The following is a 15,962-nucleotide window of genomic DNA, read 5'->3' as shown; positions in this document are numbered from 1 at the left end:
TTGGTAGGAAACAAGCGGTGAGATACAGAGAGTTTTTTGCAAAATTTAGACCAATAGTTCAAAACCCCGATGCCTCGGGGTTTTGGTTCGGATAGGTTAAATATCCAAATTCGCATATAGTGCATTATTTTCGATAAAGTCCCGACGCGGCTCAACCTCATCTCCCATTAATGTGGTGAATAGCTTGTCGGAAGCGATAGCATCGGTGATGGTCACTTGCAGCATTTTGCGCGACACCGGATCCATGGTCGTTTCCCATAATTGTTCCGGATTCATTTCACCTAATCCTTTATATCGCTGAATCGTTAAGCCCTTACGAGATTCTTTCACTAACCATTCAATCGCTTCGGCAAACGTGGTAATCGGCTGTTGACGCTCTCCTCGGGCAACGTAAGCCGTTGGCTCTAGTAGACCCTGTAGCTGGCTGCCCAGTTTAGTCATTCGCCCATATTCGCTACTAGTAATAAAGTTAAAATCTAAGCGGTAAGTGCTGTCGATACCGTGAGTTTTGATGATAATTTCAGGTTCATAAGTATGGCGCTCTGCATTATAGAAAACTTTTCCTTGATAGCTGCTACCGCTCACCTCTTTTTCATTTAATACTGCGACGAATTTTTCGTTCCAAGCGGTCACTTCGGCTTCATCTTTTACAAATTCTGCAGAGAGTGCCGGTTGATAAATTAATTCGTTGGTTAATGCCGTTGGGTAACGACGCGCCAAACGTTCGACTAATTTTTGTATGCCGTTATACTCTACAATCAGATTTTCTAATGCAACACCGCTTAGCGCCGGTGCATTTTCACTGACATACAATGCCGCACCGTCTAACGCAAGGGCTAATTCATATTGCATCATCTCGTCGTTATCTTGAATATATTTCTCTTGTTTGCCTTTTTTCACTTTGTATAGCGGTGGTTGAGCAATATAGACGTAACCTCGTTCGATCAATTCCGGCATTTGACGGTAAAAGAAAGTTAATAATAAGGTTCGAATGTGCGCACCGTCAACGTCCGCATCGGTCATAATAATGATTTTGTGGTAGCGCAGTTTTTCGATATTGTATTCATCACGCCCGATCCCTGCACCAAGCGCCGTAATTAAAGTCGCCACTTCTTGTGAAGAAAGCATTTTGTCAAAACGCGCTTTTTCCACGTTTAAGATCTTCCCTTTCAACGGTAAAATTGCTTGATTTTTACGGTCACGCCCTTGTTTTGCAGAGCCGCCTGCAGAATCCCCCTCCACCAAGTAAAGCTCGGATAGCGCAGGATCTTTTTCTTGACAGTCTGCCAGTTTGCCCGGTAAACCGCCTAAATCCAACGCACCTTTACGACGAGTCATTTCACGCGCTTTACGAGCAGCTTCACGGGCTCGTGCCGCATCAATGATTTTGGTCACAATATTTTGTGCATCGTTAGGATTTTCCAATAAGTATTCCTGTAACGCTTCATTCATTGAACTTTCCACTGCCGGGCGAACCTCGGAAGAAACTAATTTATCTTTAGTTTGTGAAGAGAATTTCGGATCCGGCACTTTCACCGAGATCACCGCTACCAAGCCTTCACGGGCATCATCGCCCGAAGCGTCAATATTGGCATCAGCTTTTTTGATCTTATTGCTGGAATCCATATAGCTTTTTAAAGCACGGGTTAAAGCTCCGCGGAAGCCGGCTAAATGCGTACCGCCGTCTCGTTGCGGAATATTATTGGTAAAGCAGTAAACATTTTCGTTGTAGCTGTCGTTCCATTGCAACGACACTTCAACGCCGATACCGTCTTTTTCCGTTGAAAGGTAAAAAGGTGTCTGATGAATCGTGGTTTTTCCTTCGTTAAGATATTCAACATAGGCTTTGATACCACCTTCATATTTAAAATGTTCTTCGCTATTGTCTCGTTCATCAATTAACTTGATCGACACGCCTGAGTTTAAGAATGAGAGTTCGCGTAAGCGTTTGGACAGAATTTTATATTCAAAATCGGTTTTGTTTTTAAAGATATCTAAGCTTGGCCAAAAACGTACGGTGGTACCGGTTTTGTCCGTTTCGCCAATCACCGCTAAAGGTGCATCCGGCTCGCCTAAACTATAAAATTGTTCGTGAACACAGCCCTCACGACGAATTGTTAACTGTAATTTTGAAGAAAGTGCGTTTACTACCGATACGCCTACTCCGTGCAATCCGCCCGATACTTTATATGAGTTATCATCAAATTTACCGCCTGCGTGCAACACGGTCATAATCACTTCTGCCGCCGACACCCCCTCTTCTTCATGGATGCCGACCGGAATACCACGCCCGTCATCTTGTACGGAAACGGAGTTATCAGAATGAATGGTCACCACGATGTCGTTACAATATCCTGCCAAGGCTTCGTCAATCGCATTATCTACCACCTCAAATACCATGTGGTGTAAGCCTGTGCCATCGTCCGTATCACCGATATACATTCCCGGACGTTTACGCACCGCATCTAATCCCCGTAAAACTTTAATACTGGAAGAATCATAGCTATTTGATTGATTTTGTTCAGACATTGTTATTCCTATTTTAAAAATTTGGGCGGTAAAATTACCGAAAAATTGGGCGGGATTATAGCAGAAAATAGGGGGAAAGTGTAGAAAAGAAAGGAGGTGAAACAAGCGGTAGTTTTTGCCTAAAATTTTGCAAATTTCATGCCTTGTTTCACCGTCTTTTGTCTTTCATCACAAAATAAAAAGGATGTTTTTCATTTTAAATCAACGAGTTACGTTGTCATTCTACTTGAAATAAAAACGGATTAATTGCACTTCTGGCGAAGCCTTTTTGTTCCATTTCTGCATCGAGAAATAAAGTCCCTAAATCATCCGCAATCGGTTCTACGTGCGGATCTTTATCCTGATGTAAAATTTTCAGGTAGCTTTCACAATCGCCACAGCTTTCTGCCCGAACCGCAGCCTCTGTCGTATCTAACGACCAATAATCCAATTTACCGGTTTGTTCACAGTTAGTGCATTTGGTTCGAACCATATGCCATTCGCTTTCGCACATCGAACAGTGTAAATAACGTAACCCTTGCACTTCGCCAAAGTGAATCACACTGGCTACGGGCGCTGCGTTACAAACCGGACAAGTGTAACGTTCTTCCCCCAATTCGGTTTTGGTATGACGTGGAAGTTGTTGGGTAAGTTGTACCCAATAAAGTGATAAGACCGCCCAAAGGAATACCGCTTTATCCGCACCGACCTCTTCATAACGCTCATCAAGCAAGTTATCGGCTAGTTCTTCTAATTGTGGGCCAGAAGCTTTTTCCAACCACTCTAAGGTTGGTTGAATGCTTTCTTTCGCAAAAGGTTTGAATTTTTCGATAAATGCCAAGAGAAGCTCACGCCATTCGCTTGAACGTTTAAACGTTTTAATATTAAGCGGTTTGATACCTTGAGTGGATTCAAGATAAACCTTCAATTGTTCCGATACATCGGCAATCGGTTTACTGGCTAATAAATCCGCCTGAACGTCAACAATACTTGCTACAAACGCTAAATAATCACCGAACGGATTGTTTTCGGCTAATTCACGTAAACGCTTTGCCCGGCGCATATAAAGATTTTTCGGATTGGCAAACAGTAGCGGAGGGTTATGAAATGAGCTGGCTGCAGCTTGAATTTCTTCTTGGGCTAAAATTTTAATACTCATACGATTTCCTAAAACAATAATGTTGAGAAAGCAAACAAGCGGTCTGTTTCTGCCAAAAATTTGCAAAACCGCGTTTATCTTCTCTTTTAAATAGACAGCTTTATACTTTTATTTGAACAAAACCTTTGCATAAATAAAAGGACAAAATCACTTCAACGGATAAAAATGGGGGCGAAATATTTCGCCCCGCATTTAATCTTATTTCGATTCCTGTTTTTCTGCGAGCTCTTTTTCAAGCTGCGGTAAAACTTCTTCACGGTACCAACGCGGGTGGTGTTTCTTCGCCCAGCGAACCGTTACCCAACCGTGTAACATACCACGGATTGAACCTTTCACCCAGAATGCCATATATATATGCACAATAATACCCGTAAAGAGTAAGAATGCCATGGTTGAGTGGAGTAAGATCGCAATACGTAACACCGGGATTGAGAAATTATGAGAGAAGTATTGTCTCCACATAATGATACCCGTGATCAAAAGGGTGAACATTGCAATACATAATGTCCAGAATAACATTTTCTGACCAAGGTTGTATTTGCCGTTGTCCGCAACGGCATGCTCATTACCTTTTAATACTTCCACAATATTTAACGCCCAAGGAATGTCGCTTTTTTCCGGGAAGTTATGACGCCAATAAATACGAACCATATTTAAAAACGCAATAAACATGACAAGACCTGTAATAGGGTGCACAAATCTGGCCAATTGTGGTGTACCAAGAATTTCTGCAATCCACGCAAAATCAGGGAAGAAAAATGCTAAACCTGTCGCTCCGGTCATAATAAAACATAATACTAAAGTCCAGTGGCTTAAACGTGCCGGAAGCTTATGGCGAATAATTTTTTGATCGTTACTGATCTCAATTTTACTCATGTTTGCCTCCATTATGTTTGTCGTCGTGGTGATCTTCAACGTCTTCTTCAGCGTTTGGACCCACTGCAATATAGTGAGCTGCAGCAGCTACCGCTAAACCGCCCATTGCTATGGCTGCAACCGGTTTCAACACGTCTTTCCAAAGCGTGATTGTTGGGTCAATCTTCGGATCTTTCGGTAACCCGGAGTATAGTTCCGGTTTATCCGCATGATGTAATACGTACATTACATGCGTACCGCCAACACCTTCAGGATCATATAAACCCGCATTGTTGTAGCCACGAGATTTTAAGTCAGTGATACGGGTTTCCGCATACTGTTTCATCTCTTCTTTGCTACCAAAACGGATTGCACCTGTCGGACAGGTTTTCACACAAGCAGGTTCTTGACCTACCGTGACACGGTCAACACATAGAGTGCATTTATATACGCGGTTATCTTCCGGGTTCATCCGAGGAATGTTAAACGGACAACCTGCGATACAGTATCCACAACCGATGCATTTATCCGATTGGAAGTCAACGATACCGTTTGCATACTGAATAATCGCCCCCGGAGACGGACACGATTTTAAACAGCCCGGCTCTGCACAGTGCATACAACCGTCTTTACGAATTAACCACTCTAAACGTTCATTTTCTTCAACTTCGTTGAATTTCATTACCGTCCAAGCTTTTGCAGTTAAGTCAATCGGGTTGTCATAAACACCGGTACAAACTTCAGGTTCCGTACGGATATCATTCCATTCGGAACATCCTACCTGACACGCTTTACAACCGATACACGTTGTTACGTCGATTAATTTCGCCACTTCAACTTGGAAATCACGAGCGTGTGGTGCCGGTGTTAAACCCGAGGTTGCAGAGGCTTTAATAATGTTTTGAGATTGAACAGAACCCATATTATGCCCCCACTTTCTCAATATTGACTAACATACATTTCGATTCTGGCGTTTTAGTATTCGCATCACCCGTACGAACCGTTAAGTTGTTAGCAAAGTAACCTTTTTTCGCTTTAGTCGTTGCCGCAAAGCCCCAATGGATAGGAATACCCACAGTATGAATCGTCTTACCGTCAGACACTAACGGACGAATACGTTTGGTTACGACCGCAATCGCTTTAATAAAGCCTCGCTTAGAACTTACTTTTACGCTATCACCATGTTTAATGCCTTTCTCTGCCGCAAGCTGTTCACTGATTTCAACAAATTGCTCCGGTTGAGCGATAACGTTGATAAGCGAGTTTTTCGTCCAATAGTGGAAATGTTCGGTTAAACGATAGGTTGTCCCCACATACGGGAATTCCTCCGATGTGCCTAATAAAGGTGCAAGCGGTGCAACCGGGCTTGAGATCACATTTGGATGTAACGGGTTAGTACCGATAGGTGTTTCTGCCGGTTCATAGTGTTCAGGGAATGGACCATCCACCATCCGTTCACGTACGAATAAACAACTTACACCTTCAGGTTGCATAATATATGGCATTACCGGACTATTCGGCGGAGCTGCACCAAAGTCGGCAACATCCACATAATTCCAGTTTTTACCGTTCCATTTAACAAGCTGGCGTTTAGGATTCCATGGTTTACCCGATGGATCTGCCGATGCTCTGTTATAAACGATACGGCGGTTCATCGGCCATGCAAATGCCCAACCTAATGTATTCCCCAAACCTGATGGATCCGAGTTATCACGGTTCGCCATTTGATTACCTTTCGGCGTCCATTGTCCCGTATAGATCCAACATGCTCCCGAGGTCGTACCGTCATCACGCATTTGTGCAAAACTTGAAAGAAGCTCGCCTTTTTTCACGACAATATTGCCGTCAGCATCTTTTAGGTCCTCTAATGCATAACCGTTTGTTTCTTTGGCAATTTCATCCGCTTTTGGCTCCAGCGGATTTAAGTAATTCCAAGCCATTGCCAATAAGCCGTCAGTCGGTGCTTTACCGCCTTCTTTTTCATAAAGATGAATGAGTTCTGCACGCAGTTCTGAAAGAATATCTACGTCCGGTTTCGCTTCACCCGGTGGTTCAGAGGCTTTCCAGTGCCATTGTAACCAACGACCTGAGTTTGCTACCGAACCGTCTTCTTCTGCGAAACAGGTTGTCGGTAAACGGAATACCTCTGTTTGAATGTCTTCCGGGTTTACCTCATTAAATTCACCATGATTTTGCCAAAACTCTGAAGTATCAGTAATAAGCGGATCGAAAATAACTAAATATTTCAATTTACTTAATGCTTTAATCACCTTTTGTGAATCCGGGTAAGAGGCAATCGGGTTCATACCTTGACAGAAGAAACCGTTTACTTTTCCTTCGTACATCGCTTCGATATAACGCAGTTGGTCCATACCACCTTTTGGTAACTTCGGTAAGTAGTTAAAACCAAATTGGTTTTCTGCCGTCGCATTATCACCATAGAACGATTTAAACATACTCACTACGAATTTCGGAGTGTTTTGCCAGTAGTTAACCTGACCGGCTACCATTGTTTTCGGTGTAATACGCGCTAAATATGCGTCTAAACTCGTATCAGCCTCTGTCGGTAAGCCGATATAGCCCGGTAACATATGCGGGAAAAGACCTAAATCTGTAATACCTTGTACGTTTGAGTGACCGCGTAATGCATTCACACCGCCACCTGCAACTCCAATGTTACCTAAAAGTAACTGAATAATTGCCATAGTACGGATATTTTGTGAACCTACGGTATGTTGTGTCCAACCCAACGCATACAAGAAAGTGGCTGCTTTTTCCGGCGCTGCCGTTTTTGCGATTTCTTCACAAAACAATTGGAAATCTTTTTGTGGTGTACCCGTAATACGTTCAACCATTTCAGGCGTATAGCGAGACACGTGTTCTTTTAGCATATTGATTACACAACGCGGATCTTGCATTGTCATATCACGTATTGGTTGCCCCGCTTCGTCGAATTGGTAACCCCAAGTTGAACGGTCATATTGACGTGTTTCAGGGTTATAGCCTGTAAATAAGCCGTCTTCAAATTTGAAGTTTTCATTCACTAAGAAACTTGCGTTTGTATAGTGTTTAACGTATTCGTGTTGAATTTGGTTAGTTTCTAAGAGATAGCGAATTACCCCTGATAAGAACGCAATGTCTGTACCAGGACGAATCGGCATGTAATGGTCTGCGACAGCTGCCGTACGGTTAAAACGTGGATCAACCACTAATAACTTCGCACCTGTCTGTTTTTTAGCCTCAATCGCCCAACGGAAACCAACAGGATGTGCCTCTGCTGCGTTACCGCCCATAACGATGACTAAGTCCGCATTTTTGATGTCAACCCAGTGGTTTGTCATCGCACCGCGACCAAATGTTGGAGCAAGACTTGCTACCGTTGGTCCGTGTCAGATACTTGCTTGGTTGTCGGTATAGATCATACCGAGTGCGCGGATAAATTTTTGAGTAATAAGACCTGTTTCATTACTACACGCAGAACCGGCTAAGAAACCTGAAGTCATCCAACGGTTTACTTCAACACCTGCTTCATTATGCGTGACAAAGTTTTCATCACGGTCTTTTTTCATATGCTTGGCAATACGTTCGATTGCTTCATGCCATGAAATACGTTTCCACTCTTTCGAACCCGGTTCGCGCACTTCCGGATAGTGTACGCGACGATCGCTATTTACATAGTCTAATGCACCCGCACCTTTCGGACATAACGCACCACGGCTTACCGGGTGGTCAGGGTCACCTTCAATATGAAAAAGTTTCCCTTTACTATTCATTGAACCGTCACCAAGGCTATACATTAACATCCCACAGCCTACAGCGCAGTAAGTACAGGTTTGGCGAGTCTCTTTTGCTCGTAAAAGCTTAAACTCTCTCGGTGCAGCTAGTGCTGCTGCCGGGGCAAAGCCCAACATTGCAGCAGAAGTTCCTGCCATACCGCCTGCACAGATCTTAAAGAACTTACGTCTACTGACCTGCATAATTCACTCCTAAAAAACCGCATTTGCGGTTAAACTAAAGATTAAATAAAATTAGCCACACTAAAATTGTTTCTTTTCGGGAAATATCTTAATAACCCTATTTTTAATCAGAAAATCAAAAAAATCAGATACAATTTAATGCAAACCAAAGTCTGTTAAATGATACATTTTTTTAACAAAATAAACCACTTTATAAACAATATTTTGAGGAATAATGTGAATTCGATCAAAAATTTCAGTGTAAATCGGCTCGTTATTGATAATGGTTCTTTATTAAATCAAAAAACAGACGAAAATTTAATCAGAGAAGTGCCTGTTGCTCTCGTTTATAACGGTATTTCGCACACGGTAATGATGTGTACTCCTCAAGATTTAGCTGATTTTGCATTAGGTTTTTCTCTTGCCGAAGGTATTTTGGAAAATAAACAGCAATTATACGGATTAGATATTGTCGAAAGTTGTAACGGTATTGAAGTGCAAATGGAAATATCGACCCGTCAATTTACTCTGTTAAAAGAAAAACGCCGTACGTTAGCGGGCAGAACCGGTTGTGGCATTTGTGGGGTGGAACAGTTGGAACAAGTACAACAAAATTGCAAAATTTTCCGCAAAAGTGACCGCTTGCAAGACGTTAATCCGCTTATTTTAAATGACTGTTTAAACCAATTGGAACAGCATCAACAGCTCGCTCAACAAACAGGAGCAAGCCACGCGGCGGCATTCTTTACCGTGGAAGGCGATTTACTCGCCATTCGCGAAGATGTCGGCAGACACGTAGCCTTAGATAAGCTATTGGGATGGCATGCTAAAGCAGGCAATCCGGTCGGTTTTGTCTTTGTGACAAGTCGTGCGAGTTTTGAAATGGTTCAAAAATCATTAGCCTGCGGAATAGAAATGCTTTGCGCCATTTCCGCAACGACAGAAATGGCGGTTAACATCGCACAAGAAAATCATTTCACACTGTTAGCATTTGCCCGAAAAGGAAAATCTACCGTTTATTCCGGTATTCACCGTTTACGTTTGGAATAATTTATATGGATATCGCATTATTGCTTGCCAATAAAATTACACAATTAACCTTAATTGTTTTACTTGGTTATTGCTTAGTGAAATTTAAATTTCTGAAATCGGAAGATAGCTATCCTCTTTCGGTGATCGGTTTATATATTATTAGCCCCGCAGTATTAATTAATGCATTCCAAGTTGATTATACCCTTGAAATATTAAAGGGGTTGGCACTGTCTTTAGGTATTGCTATATTTTTAAATATATTATTGATCGCCATCGGAGCTATATTAAAACGGTTGTTAAAATTAGATAATTTAGAGCATGCGGCCTCTATTTATGCTAATTCGGGAAATTTGATTATCCCGTTAGTCGCCTCCATGTTCGGCGATGAGTGGTTAATTTATGCAAGCTGTTTTATTGTGGTGCAAAATGTTCTGTTTTGGTCTCATTTGCGGATGATTATTTGTGGGAAAGGCAGCCTTTCGTTCAGAAAAGTTTTTCTGAATATCAATATTGTCGCCATTTTTATCGGTTTAATCCTGTTTATCGCTCAAATCAGACTGCCTGACATTATTACCGGCACGTTGTCTGCCGTCGGCATTATGATTGGTCCGAATGCGATGCTTATTGCGGGAATGTTGATTGCTGCGGTGCCGATCCGCTCGATTATTTCTTCCAAACGTATTTATTTAGTCAGTTTCTTACGACTCATCTTTATCCCTATCTGTTTGTTGGTTGTCATAAAACTTTTCGGTTTTTCCCAATGGGTGGAAAACGGTGAAAAAATTGTGATGATCAGTTTTTTGGCAACCATTAGCCCTGCCGCCGCAACAGTCACACAAATGGCTTTGGTTTATGGGCAAGATGCAAATAAAGCCAGCGCAATTTATGGATTCACCACATTACTCGCCACCTTCACTATGCCGTTAATTATTGCGTTGTATCAGTTGATTTAATCAACAAGCACTTTTGACCAATACTCCCCGCTTTCCGGTAATGCATTAACGGATATAATCTGATCTTGATAAGTAAAATCCAATCGGTAGGCATGCAGATATACTCTATCTGCAACACCGCCGCCATAAAGTGTATCTCCTAAAATCGGGCTTCCCAAACTTTTCATTGCCACTCTAAGTTGGTGAGTTTTTCCGGTTTGAGGTTGCAAAATAAAATGGCGTAAATGAGGTTCAAGGGAATGGGAAATAAATTGGGTTACTGCCGGATTTTCTTTCGTATGGCAAAGCTTCCACGCACCGTTACGACTTTTTTGCATATCGCCAATAATTTTACCCTGCTTTTTCTTCGGTTTTTGTGTACTTAACGCCCAATAGGTTTTCTGAATTCGGTGTTGTGAAAAAAGCCTAAAAAATTCAGCTGCAGCCTCTTTATTCAATGCCAAAATCAGTAAGCCCGAAGTTACCTTATCCAAACGATGAACCAACCACACTTGTTCAACGCCAAGCTGTTTTGCAAAAAATTCGGTAAAACCGACCGCTTGATCGTCTTTATGTACACTGATGCCGGCAGGTTTATTAATAATCATAAAATCCGGATGTTGATAACAGAGGGTAAATTTCAGGTCCATTATTTGTTATACTTTTGTCAAGATTCAGATCATACAAATTAATCTTTTATTTTAAGGAAAGCAAATGGCATTGAATATTTATTTAATTCGTCATGGTCGTACGGAATGGAACGACGCCGGTTTATTACAAGGCACGGAGGATTCTCCTCTTGTCGATGAAGGCATTTACGGAGCAAAATTGACCGGTCAAAAACTCTCGGATATACCGTTTAGCGCATGCTATTCCAGTTTGCTCAAACGGGCGCAGGATACGGCGGATTATATTATCGGTGAACGGGATATCCCACATTTTCACCACCGCGGCTTAAATGAAATTCACTTTGGAAGCTGGGAGGGCAAGCACAAAGAAGAGCTTATCAACCATCCCGAATATATTTTATTCAGAACGGATCCTAAAAATTATTCGGCAAAAGAAAACCAAGGCGAAGGGTTTGAACAATTTTATCAACGTATTATGAACGCCTTTAATCAAATTATCGCCCGCCATCAAGACGGAGAAAATATTTTGATTGTCTCCCACGGCATGACGCTCACACTGCTCACCGCCGTATTAAAGGGAATTCATTGGCATGATTTCAGAAATGCTACACAACATAAATTCGTTGCCAATACGGCAATCAGTATTGTCCGAGTAGAAAACGGTCAAGCACAATTGGTTGAATTTAATAACGTCGATCACCTAAACCTGTAAATACCAATAAAATCCGGGAATACACAATAACCAAACAAAGGCAGACACAATGACCGCAAAGTGAAACTGCCAATGTTTGGTTTTATGTTTGAAGTGTTTCATGATCAAGTACGTACCGAGGAATCCACCGCTTACGCACAAAAAGAAGAGATTGGACTCCGGTACCCTCCACGCTTTTTTCTTGGATTTCTGCTTATCCGAATACATCATATAGGCACTCAGTGCATTGATACCAATAAGATAAATCACAAAATAAAGAACCATAACCGCTCCACAAAAATAAAACCCCGATGATTCGGGGTTTACCTTAAAAAAACAGGATACACTACGGATAAACCGGTAAATGTTTGCAGATTTCGAGTACTTTAACTTTCGTTGCTTCGATCACTGCCGCTTCGTTCTCTTTACCGATGCTGTCTAACACATCGCACATCCAACCGGCAAGCTCTTTGACTTCCGCTTCTTTAAAGCCACGGCGGGTGACTGCCGGTGTACCGACACGGATACCGGAGGTAATAAACGGTTTTTGTGGATCGTTCGGCACGGCATTTTTGTTGACCGTAATATTCGCACGACCAAGTGCGGCATCAGCCGCTTTACCGGTTAAACCGTGGCTGACTAAATCAACTAAGAATAAGTGGTTTTCGGTACCATTTGAAACAACGTTGTAACCACGTTGTTTGAATACTTCCACCATCGCTTTTGCATTTTTGACCACTTGTTGTTGGTAAACCTTATATTCAGGCTCTAACGCTTCTTTAAAGCAAACGGCTTTCGCTGCAATAATGTGGACTAATGGACCACCTTGTTCACGCGGGAACACGGCACTTTGTAGCTTTTTATAGATTTCTTCGTCTTTCGCATTGGAAAGAATTAAACCACCACGCGGACCGGCTAATGTTTTGTGGGTTGTTGTAGTCACAACATGGGCATGCGGAAGCGGGCTCGGATAAACGCCCGCAGCCACTAAGCCTGCAACGTGCGCCATATCGACGAATAAATAAGCGCCGACTTCATCTGCGATTTCACGCATTTTTGCCCAGTCAACGATTTGAGAATAAGCAGAGAAACCGCCCACAATCATTTTTGGTTTTACTTCATGCGCTTGTTGACGAAGTGCATCGTAGTCGATAACCCCTTCAGCGGTGATACCGTATTGTTCTGCGTGATACACTTTGCCTGAGAAGCTGACTGAAGCACCGTGAGTTAAGTGTCCACCGTGTGCAAGACTCATCCCTAAAATCGTGTCGCCCGGCGTCAATAACGCACCATAAACGGCCGCATTTGCTTGTGAACCGGAATGAGGCTGCACATTCGCATAATCTGCGCCGAATAACTCTTTGGCACGGTCAATCGCCAATTGTTCAACGATATCGGCATATTCACAACCGCCGTAATAGCGTTTACCCGGATAACCTTCCGCATATTTGTTGGTGAATTGTGAACCTTGTGCTTCCATCACACGCGGGCTTGCATAGTTTTCCGAAGCAATCAGCTCAATATGCTCTTCCTGACGACGGTTTTCGTCTTGAATTGCTTGCCATAATACGGGATCGTAATCTGCGATATTCATATCACGTCTTAACATTTTAAGGATTCTCCTATAAATTAAGTAATCGTTTGCGAAATAAAAAACTGCGCCATTTTACGCAGTTTTCAGTCTGTTAGATAGTGATTTTTTCTCAGCCTTGCATTAAAAAGATTAATGCAGAAGTGAAGTTATCATAAAGAAGTTTACTACTGGTCACCCAATGTTGCTACCATCACCGCTTTAATCGTGTGCATACGGTTTTCCGCTTCATCAAACACAATGGAAGCCTCGGATTCAAACACCTCATCAGTCACTTCTAAGCCGTTCATGCCGTATTTTGCCGCAATTTCTTTACCGACGGTTGTTTGATCGTCATGGAAAGCCGGTAAACAGTGCAGGAATTTCACATTCGGATTGCCCGTCAGTTTCATCAGATCCGCATTGACTTGATACGGTTTCATCAAATTAATGCGAGCTTCCCAAGCCGATTCCGGCTCGCCCATAGAAACCCAAACATCAGTATAAACGAAATCAACGTCTTTTACGCCGGCAGCAACATCTTCGGTGCAAGTAATCTTCGCCCCTGTTTTGGCTGCCGTTTCAGCCACTTCGTCCAATAATGCTTGTTCAGGGAAAAATTGTTTCGGCGCCACTAAACGCAGATCCACGCCCATTAATGCCGCCCCTTCTACAAACGAATTGCCCATATTGTTACGGGCATCGCCTAAATACGCTAATTTGATTTGGTTCAACGGCTTATCGGAATGTTCTAGCATCGTTAAAAAATCCGCCAAAATTTGAGTCGGATGAAACTCATCGGTTAACCCGTTCCAAACAGGCACGCCCGAATAGTCGGCTAAAATCTCAACCAACGCTTGACCGTAACCACGATATTGAATGCCGTCATACATTCTGCCCAACACGCGGGCGGTATCTTTCATCGATTCTTTATGCCCGATTTGCGATCCGCTCGGCCCGATATAACTCACGTTCGCCCCTTGATCAAACGCGGCCACTTCAAAGGCACAGCGGGTACGGGTAGAGCTTTTTTCAAAAATCAATGCAATATTTTTGCCTTTCATGGTACGGGTTTCCGTTCCCATTTTTTTATCGGCTTTAAGTTTCGCAGAAAGGTTAAGCAAATAGGTTATTTCTGCCGGCGTAAAATCCATTAAACGCAGAAAATGGCGATTTTTTAAATTCGGTGTAGTGTTTGCAGACATAGACTAATCCTTATAAGTAAAATAATGGTTAAAATTGTTGAAGATTCTACTCAAATTAGCACAATTGTGGTATCTTTTTCACCTATTTTCTGTTTAGAGTTCCCGTTACAAGCGGTCACTTTTTGCCGAAAATTTGCAAAAAATCCCGATAAACGGACCGCTTGTTTAGCTCATAAAGGAGAAAAAATGTCTAAACACCTTACCGAACAACGCTTTATTGATTTTCCGATTCACGACCACGTACTGGCGGCATTGGACAGCAAAGGCTTTGAATTCTGTACCCCCATCCAAGCAAGAACGTTACCTTACACCTTAATCGGGCAAGATATTGCCGGTCAGGCGCAAACCGGCACAGGTAAAACATTGGCATTTTTAATCGCCACGTTCCACCATTTACTAACTAACGATGTAACGACTAACCCAAATCAGCCGAGAGCCTTAATTTTGGCCCCGACCCGTGAACTTGCCGTCCAAATCGCATCCGATGCCGAACTATTCGTTAAACACGCCGGTTTTGATTTAGCCTTGGCATATGGCGGGGACGGCTATGAAAAGCAGTTGCAGGCGATTGCCCGCGGTGTGGATATTTTAGTCGGCACGACAGGGAGAGTGATTGATTATGTCAAACAAGGCATTATCAATCTAGATAAAATTCAAGTTGTCGTGTTAGACGAAGCGGATCGGATGTTCGATTTGGGTTTTATTAAAGATATCCGCTACCTCATGCGGAAATGCCCGAAACCGGAAGAACGTTTAACCATGCTATTCTCCGCAACCCTTTCCCACCGAGTGCGCGAACTTGCCTTTGAAGATATGCATAACGCCGAATACGTGGAAATCGAGCCGCTGCAACGAACCGGTCACCGTATTAAAGAAGAGTTATTCTATCCGTCCAACCAAGATAAAATGGCGCTGTTAATCACACTTATTGAGGAAGAATGGCCGGATCGTTGCATTGTATTTGCCAATACCAAACAAAAATGTGAAGAAATTTGGGGATATTTAAGTGCCGACGGTCATCGTGTCGGTTTGCTGACCGGCGATATTCCGCAGAAAAAGCGCTTAGCATTATTGGACAGCTTTACTCAAGGTCATCTGGATATTTTAGTCGCTACGGACGTTGCCGCTCGCGGATTACACATTGCCGATGTCACGCATGTGTTTAATTACGACTTACCTGACGATCGTGAAGATTACGTTCATCGTATAGGGCGTACGGGTCGGGCGGGAGAAAGCGGTATTTCCATCAGTTTTGCCTGTGAGCGTTACGCGGTGAATTTACCGGCAATCGAAGAATATATCGGGCATGCCATTCCGGTCAGTCAATATGACAGTAATGCTTTGCTCTCATTGCCGAAACCGCATCGAAACCGCTCACGGATAACAAACAATAGACGCAGATAACCCGATTCACACTATTTGCAA

At 42.7% G+C, this 15,962-nt stretch carries 13 protein-coding genes; 4 read left to right on the top strand and 9 right to left on the bottom strand.

What is annotated here, in order from left to right:
- Positions 1-96 precede the first annotated feature (96 nt).
- The 5 genes from gyrB to fdnG form a co-directional block, all read right to left on the bottom strand.
- Complete coding sequence (gene gyrB, locus ACEYJ7_RS09090) at positions 97-2,529, bottom strand: DNA topoisomerase (ATP-hydrolyzing) subunit B (RefSeq protein WP_373778776.1); 2,433 nt, start codon at positions 2,527-2,529, stop codon at positions 97-99.
- Positions 2,530-2,746: 217 nt separating this feature from the next.
- On the bottom strand, positions 2,747-3,667 hold the full coding sequence (fdhE, locus tag ACEYJ7_RS09085) for a formate dehydrogenase accessory protein FdhE (RefSeq protein WP_373778774.1): 921 nt from the start codon (positions 3,665-3,667) through the stop codon (positions 2,747-2,749).
- Between the two features lie 198 nt (positions 3,668-3,865).
- Positions 3,866-4,543 (bottom strand): formate dehydrogenase subunit gamma, encoded by a 678-nt coding sequence (locus ACEYJ7_RS09080; protein ID WP_373778773.1) that lies wholly within the window; start codon positions 4,541-4,543, stop codon positions 3,866-3,868.
- Positions 4,536-5,444: a formate dehydrogenase subunit beta gene (fdxH, locus tag ACEYJ7_RS09075; RefSeq protein ID WP_373778772.1), complete on the bottom strand. Its 909-nt coding sequence runs from the start codon at positions 5,442-5,444 to the stop codon at positions 4,536-4,538. Before fdxH ends, ACEYJ7_RS09080 begins: the two co-directional genes overlap by 8 nt.
- Position 5,445: 1 nt before the next feature.
- Entirely contained in the window at positions 5,446-8,499 is a 3,054-nt protein-coding gene (gene fdnG / locus ACEYJ7_RS09070; RefSeq protein WP_373778771.1) for a formate dehydrogenase-N subunit alpha, read from the bottom strand.
- A gap of 255 nt (positions 8,500-8,754) precedes the next feature.
- On the opposite strand from fdnG, the gene fdhD reads away from it, so the two are divergent.
- Together fdhD and ACEYJ7_RS09060 are read left to right on the top strand one after the other, a co-directional pair.
- On the top strand, positions 8,755-9,528 hold the full coding sequence (gene fdhD / locus ACEYJ7_RS09065) for a formate dehydrogenase accessory sulfurtransferase FdhD (protein ID WP_373778779.1): 774 nt from the start codon (positions 8,755-8,757) through the stop codon (positions 9,526-9,528).
- A gap of 5 nt (positions 9,529-9,533) precedes the next feature.
- Positions 9,534-10,463 carry an AEC family transporter gene (locus ACEYJ7_RS09060; RefSeq protein WP_373778769.1) on the top strand — a complete coding sequence of 310 codons (930 nt, stop codon included), beginning with the start codon at positions 9,534-9,536 and terminating at the stop codon, positions 10,461-10,463.
- On the opposite strand, the gene ACEYJ7_RS09055 is transcribed toward ACEYJ7_RS09060, so the two are convergent.
- Complete coding sequence (locus ACEYJ7_RS09055) at positions 10,460-11,092, bottom strand: TIGR01621 family pseudouridine synthase (RefSeq protein WP_373778768.1); 633 nt, start codon at positions 11,090-11,092, stop codon at positions 10,460-10,462. The genes ACEYJ7_RS09060 and ACEYJ7_RS09055 overlap by 4 nt on opposite strands.
- 64 nt (positions 11,093-11,156) lie before the next feature.
- Between ACEYJ7_RS09055 and ACEYJ7_RS09050 the strand changes: the two genes are divergently transcribed.
- Positions 11,157-11,783, top strand: coding sequence for a histidine phosphatase family protein (locus ACEYJ7_RS09050; protein ID WP_373778767.1), 627 nt, complete (start codon positions 11,157-11,159; stop codon positions 11,781-11,783).
- On the opposite strand, the gene ACEYJ7_RS09045 is transcribed toward ACEYJ7_RS09050, so the two are convergent.
- The 3 genes from ACEYJ7_RS09045 to argF form a co-directional block, all read right to left on the bottom strand.
- On the bottom strand, positions 11,772-12,047 hold the full coding sequence (locus tag ACEYJ7_RS09045; RefSeq protein ID WP_373766149.1) for a DUF1294 domain-containing protein: 276 nt from the start codon (positions 12,045-12,047) through the stop codon (positions 11,772-11,774). The two genes, ACEYJ7_RS09050 and ACEYJ7_RS09045, sit on opposite strands and share 12 nt — an antisense overlap.
- Before the next feature lie 61 nt (positions 12,048-12,108).
- Positions 12,109-13,371: a serine hydroxymethyltransferase gene (gene glyA / locus ACEYJ7_RS09040; protein ID WP_373778766.1), complete on the bottom strand. Its 1,263-nt coding sequence runs from the start codon at positions 13,369-13,371 to the stop codon at positions 12,109-12,111.
- Positions 13,372-13,520: 149 nt separating this feature from the next.
- Positions 13,521-14,537, bottom strand: coding sequence for an ornithine carbamoyltransferase (argF, locus tag ACEYJ7_RS09035; RefSeq protein WP_373778765.1), 1,017 nt, complete (start codon positions 14,535-14,537; stop codon positions 13,521-13,523).
- Positions 14,538-14,723: 186 nt separating this feature from the next.
- On the opposite strand from argF, the gene rhlB reads away from it, so the two are divergent.
- Positions 14,724-15,941 (top strand): ATP-dependent RNA helicase RhlB, encoded by a 1,218-nt coding sequence (gene rhlB / locus ACEYJ7_RS09030; RefSeq protein ID WP_373778763.1) that lies wholly within the window; start codon positions 14,724-14,726, stop codon positions 15,939-15,941.
- The last annotated feature ends 21 nt before the right edge of the window (positions 15,942-15,962 follow it).

The sequence above is a fragment of the Glaesserella sp. genome, from assembly GCF_041814905.1.
In the GTDB taxonomy this organism is placed as follows: Bacteria; Pseudomonadota; Gammaproteobacteria; order Enterobacterales; family Pasteurellaceae; genus Glaesserella.
The sequence above is the reverse complement of the archived record's forward strand: the minus strand, read 5'-3'. Positions and strand labels throughout refer to the sequence as shown.

What these genes read in the sequence shown, in the direction of transcription:
- ACEYJ7_RS09060 (WP_373778769.1), top strand. Translation starts at nt 9,534, where the DNA reads ATGGATATCGCATTATTGCTTGCCAATAAAATTACACAATTAACCTTA.
- gyrB (WP_373778776.1), bottom strand. Translation starts at nt 2,529, where the DNA reads ATGTCTGAACAAAATCAATCAAATAGCTATGATTCTTCCAGTATTAAA.
- argF (WP_373778765.1), bottom strand. Translation starts at nt 14,537, where the DNA reads ATGTCTGCAAACACTACACCGAATTTAAAAAATCGCCATTTTCTGCGT.
- glyA (WP_373778766.1), bottom strand. Translation starts at nt 13,371, where the DNA reads ATGTTAAGACGTGATATGAATATCGCAGATTACGATCCCGTATTATGG.
- fdhE (WP_373778774.1), bottom strand. Translation starts at nt 3,667, where the DNA reads ATGAGTATTAAAATTTTAGCCCAAGAAGAAATTCAAGCTGCAGCCAGC.
- rhlB (WP_373778763.1), top strand. Translation starts at nt 14,724, where the DNA reads ATGTCTAAACACCTTACCGAACAACGCTTTATTGATTTTCCGATTCAC.
- fdxH (WP_373778772.1), bottom strand. Translation starts at nt 5,444, where the DNA reads ATGGGTTCTGTTCAATCTCAAAACATTATTAAAGCCTCTGCAACCTCG.
- ACEYJ7_RS09050 (WP_373778767.1), top strand. Translation starts at nt 11,157, where the DNA reads ATGGCATTGAATATTTATTTAATTCGTCATGGTCGTACGGAATGGAAC.
- ACEYJ7_RS09055 (WP_373778768.1), bottom strand. Translation starts at nt 11,092, where the DNA reads ATGGACCTGAAATTTACCCTCTGTTATCAACATCCGGATTTTATGATT.
- ACEYJ7_RS09045 (WP_373766149.1), bottom strand. Translation starts at nt 12,047, where the DNA reads ATGGTTCTTTATTTTGTGATTTATCTTATTGGTATCAATGCACTGAGT.
- ACEYJ7_RS09080 (WP_373778773.1), bottom strand. Translation starts at nt 4,543, where the DNA reads ATGAGTAAAATTGAGATCAGTAACGATCAAAAAATTATTCGCCATAAG.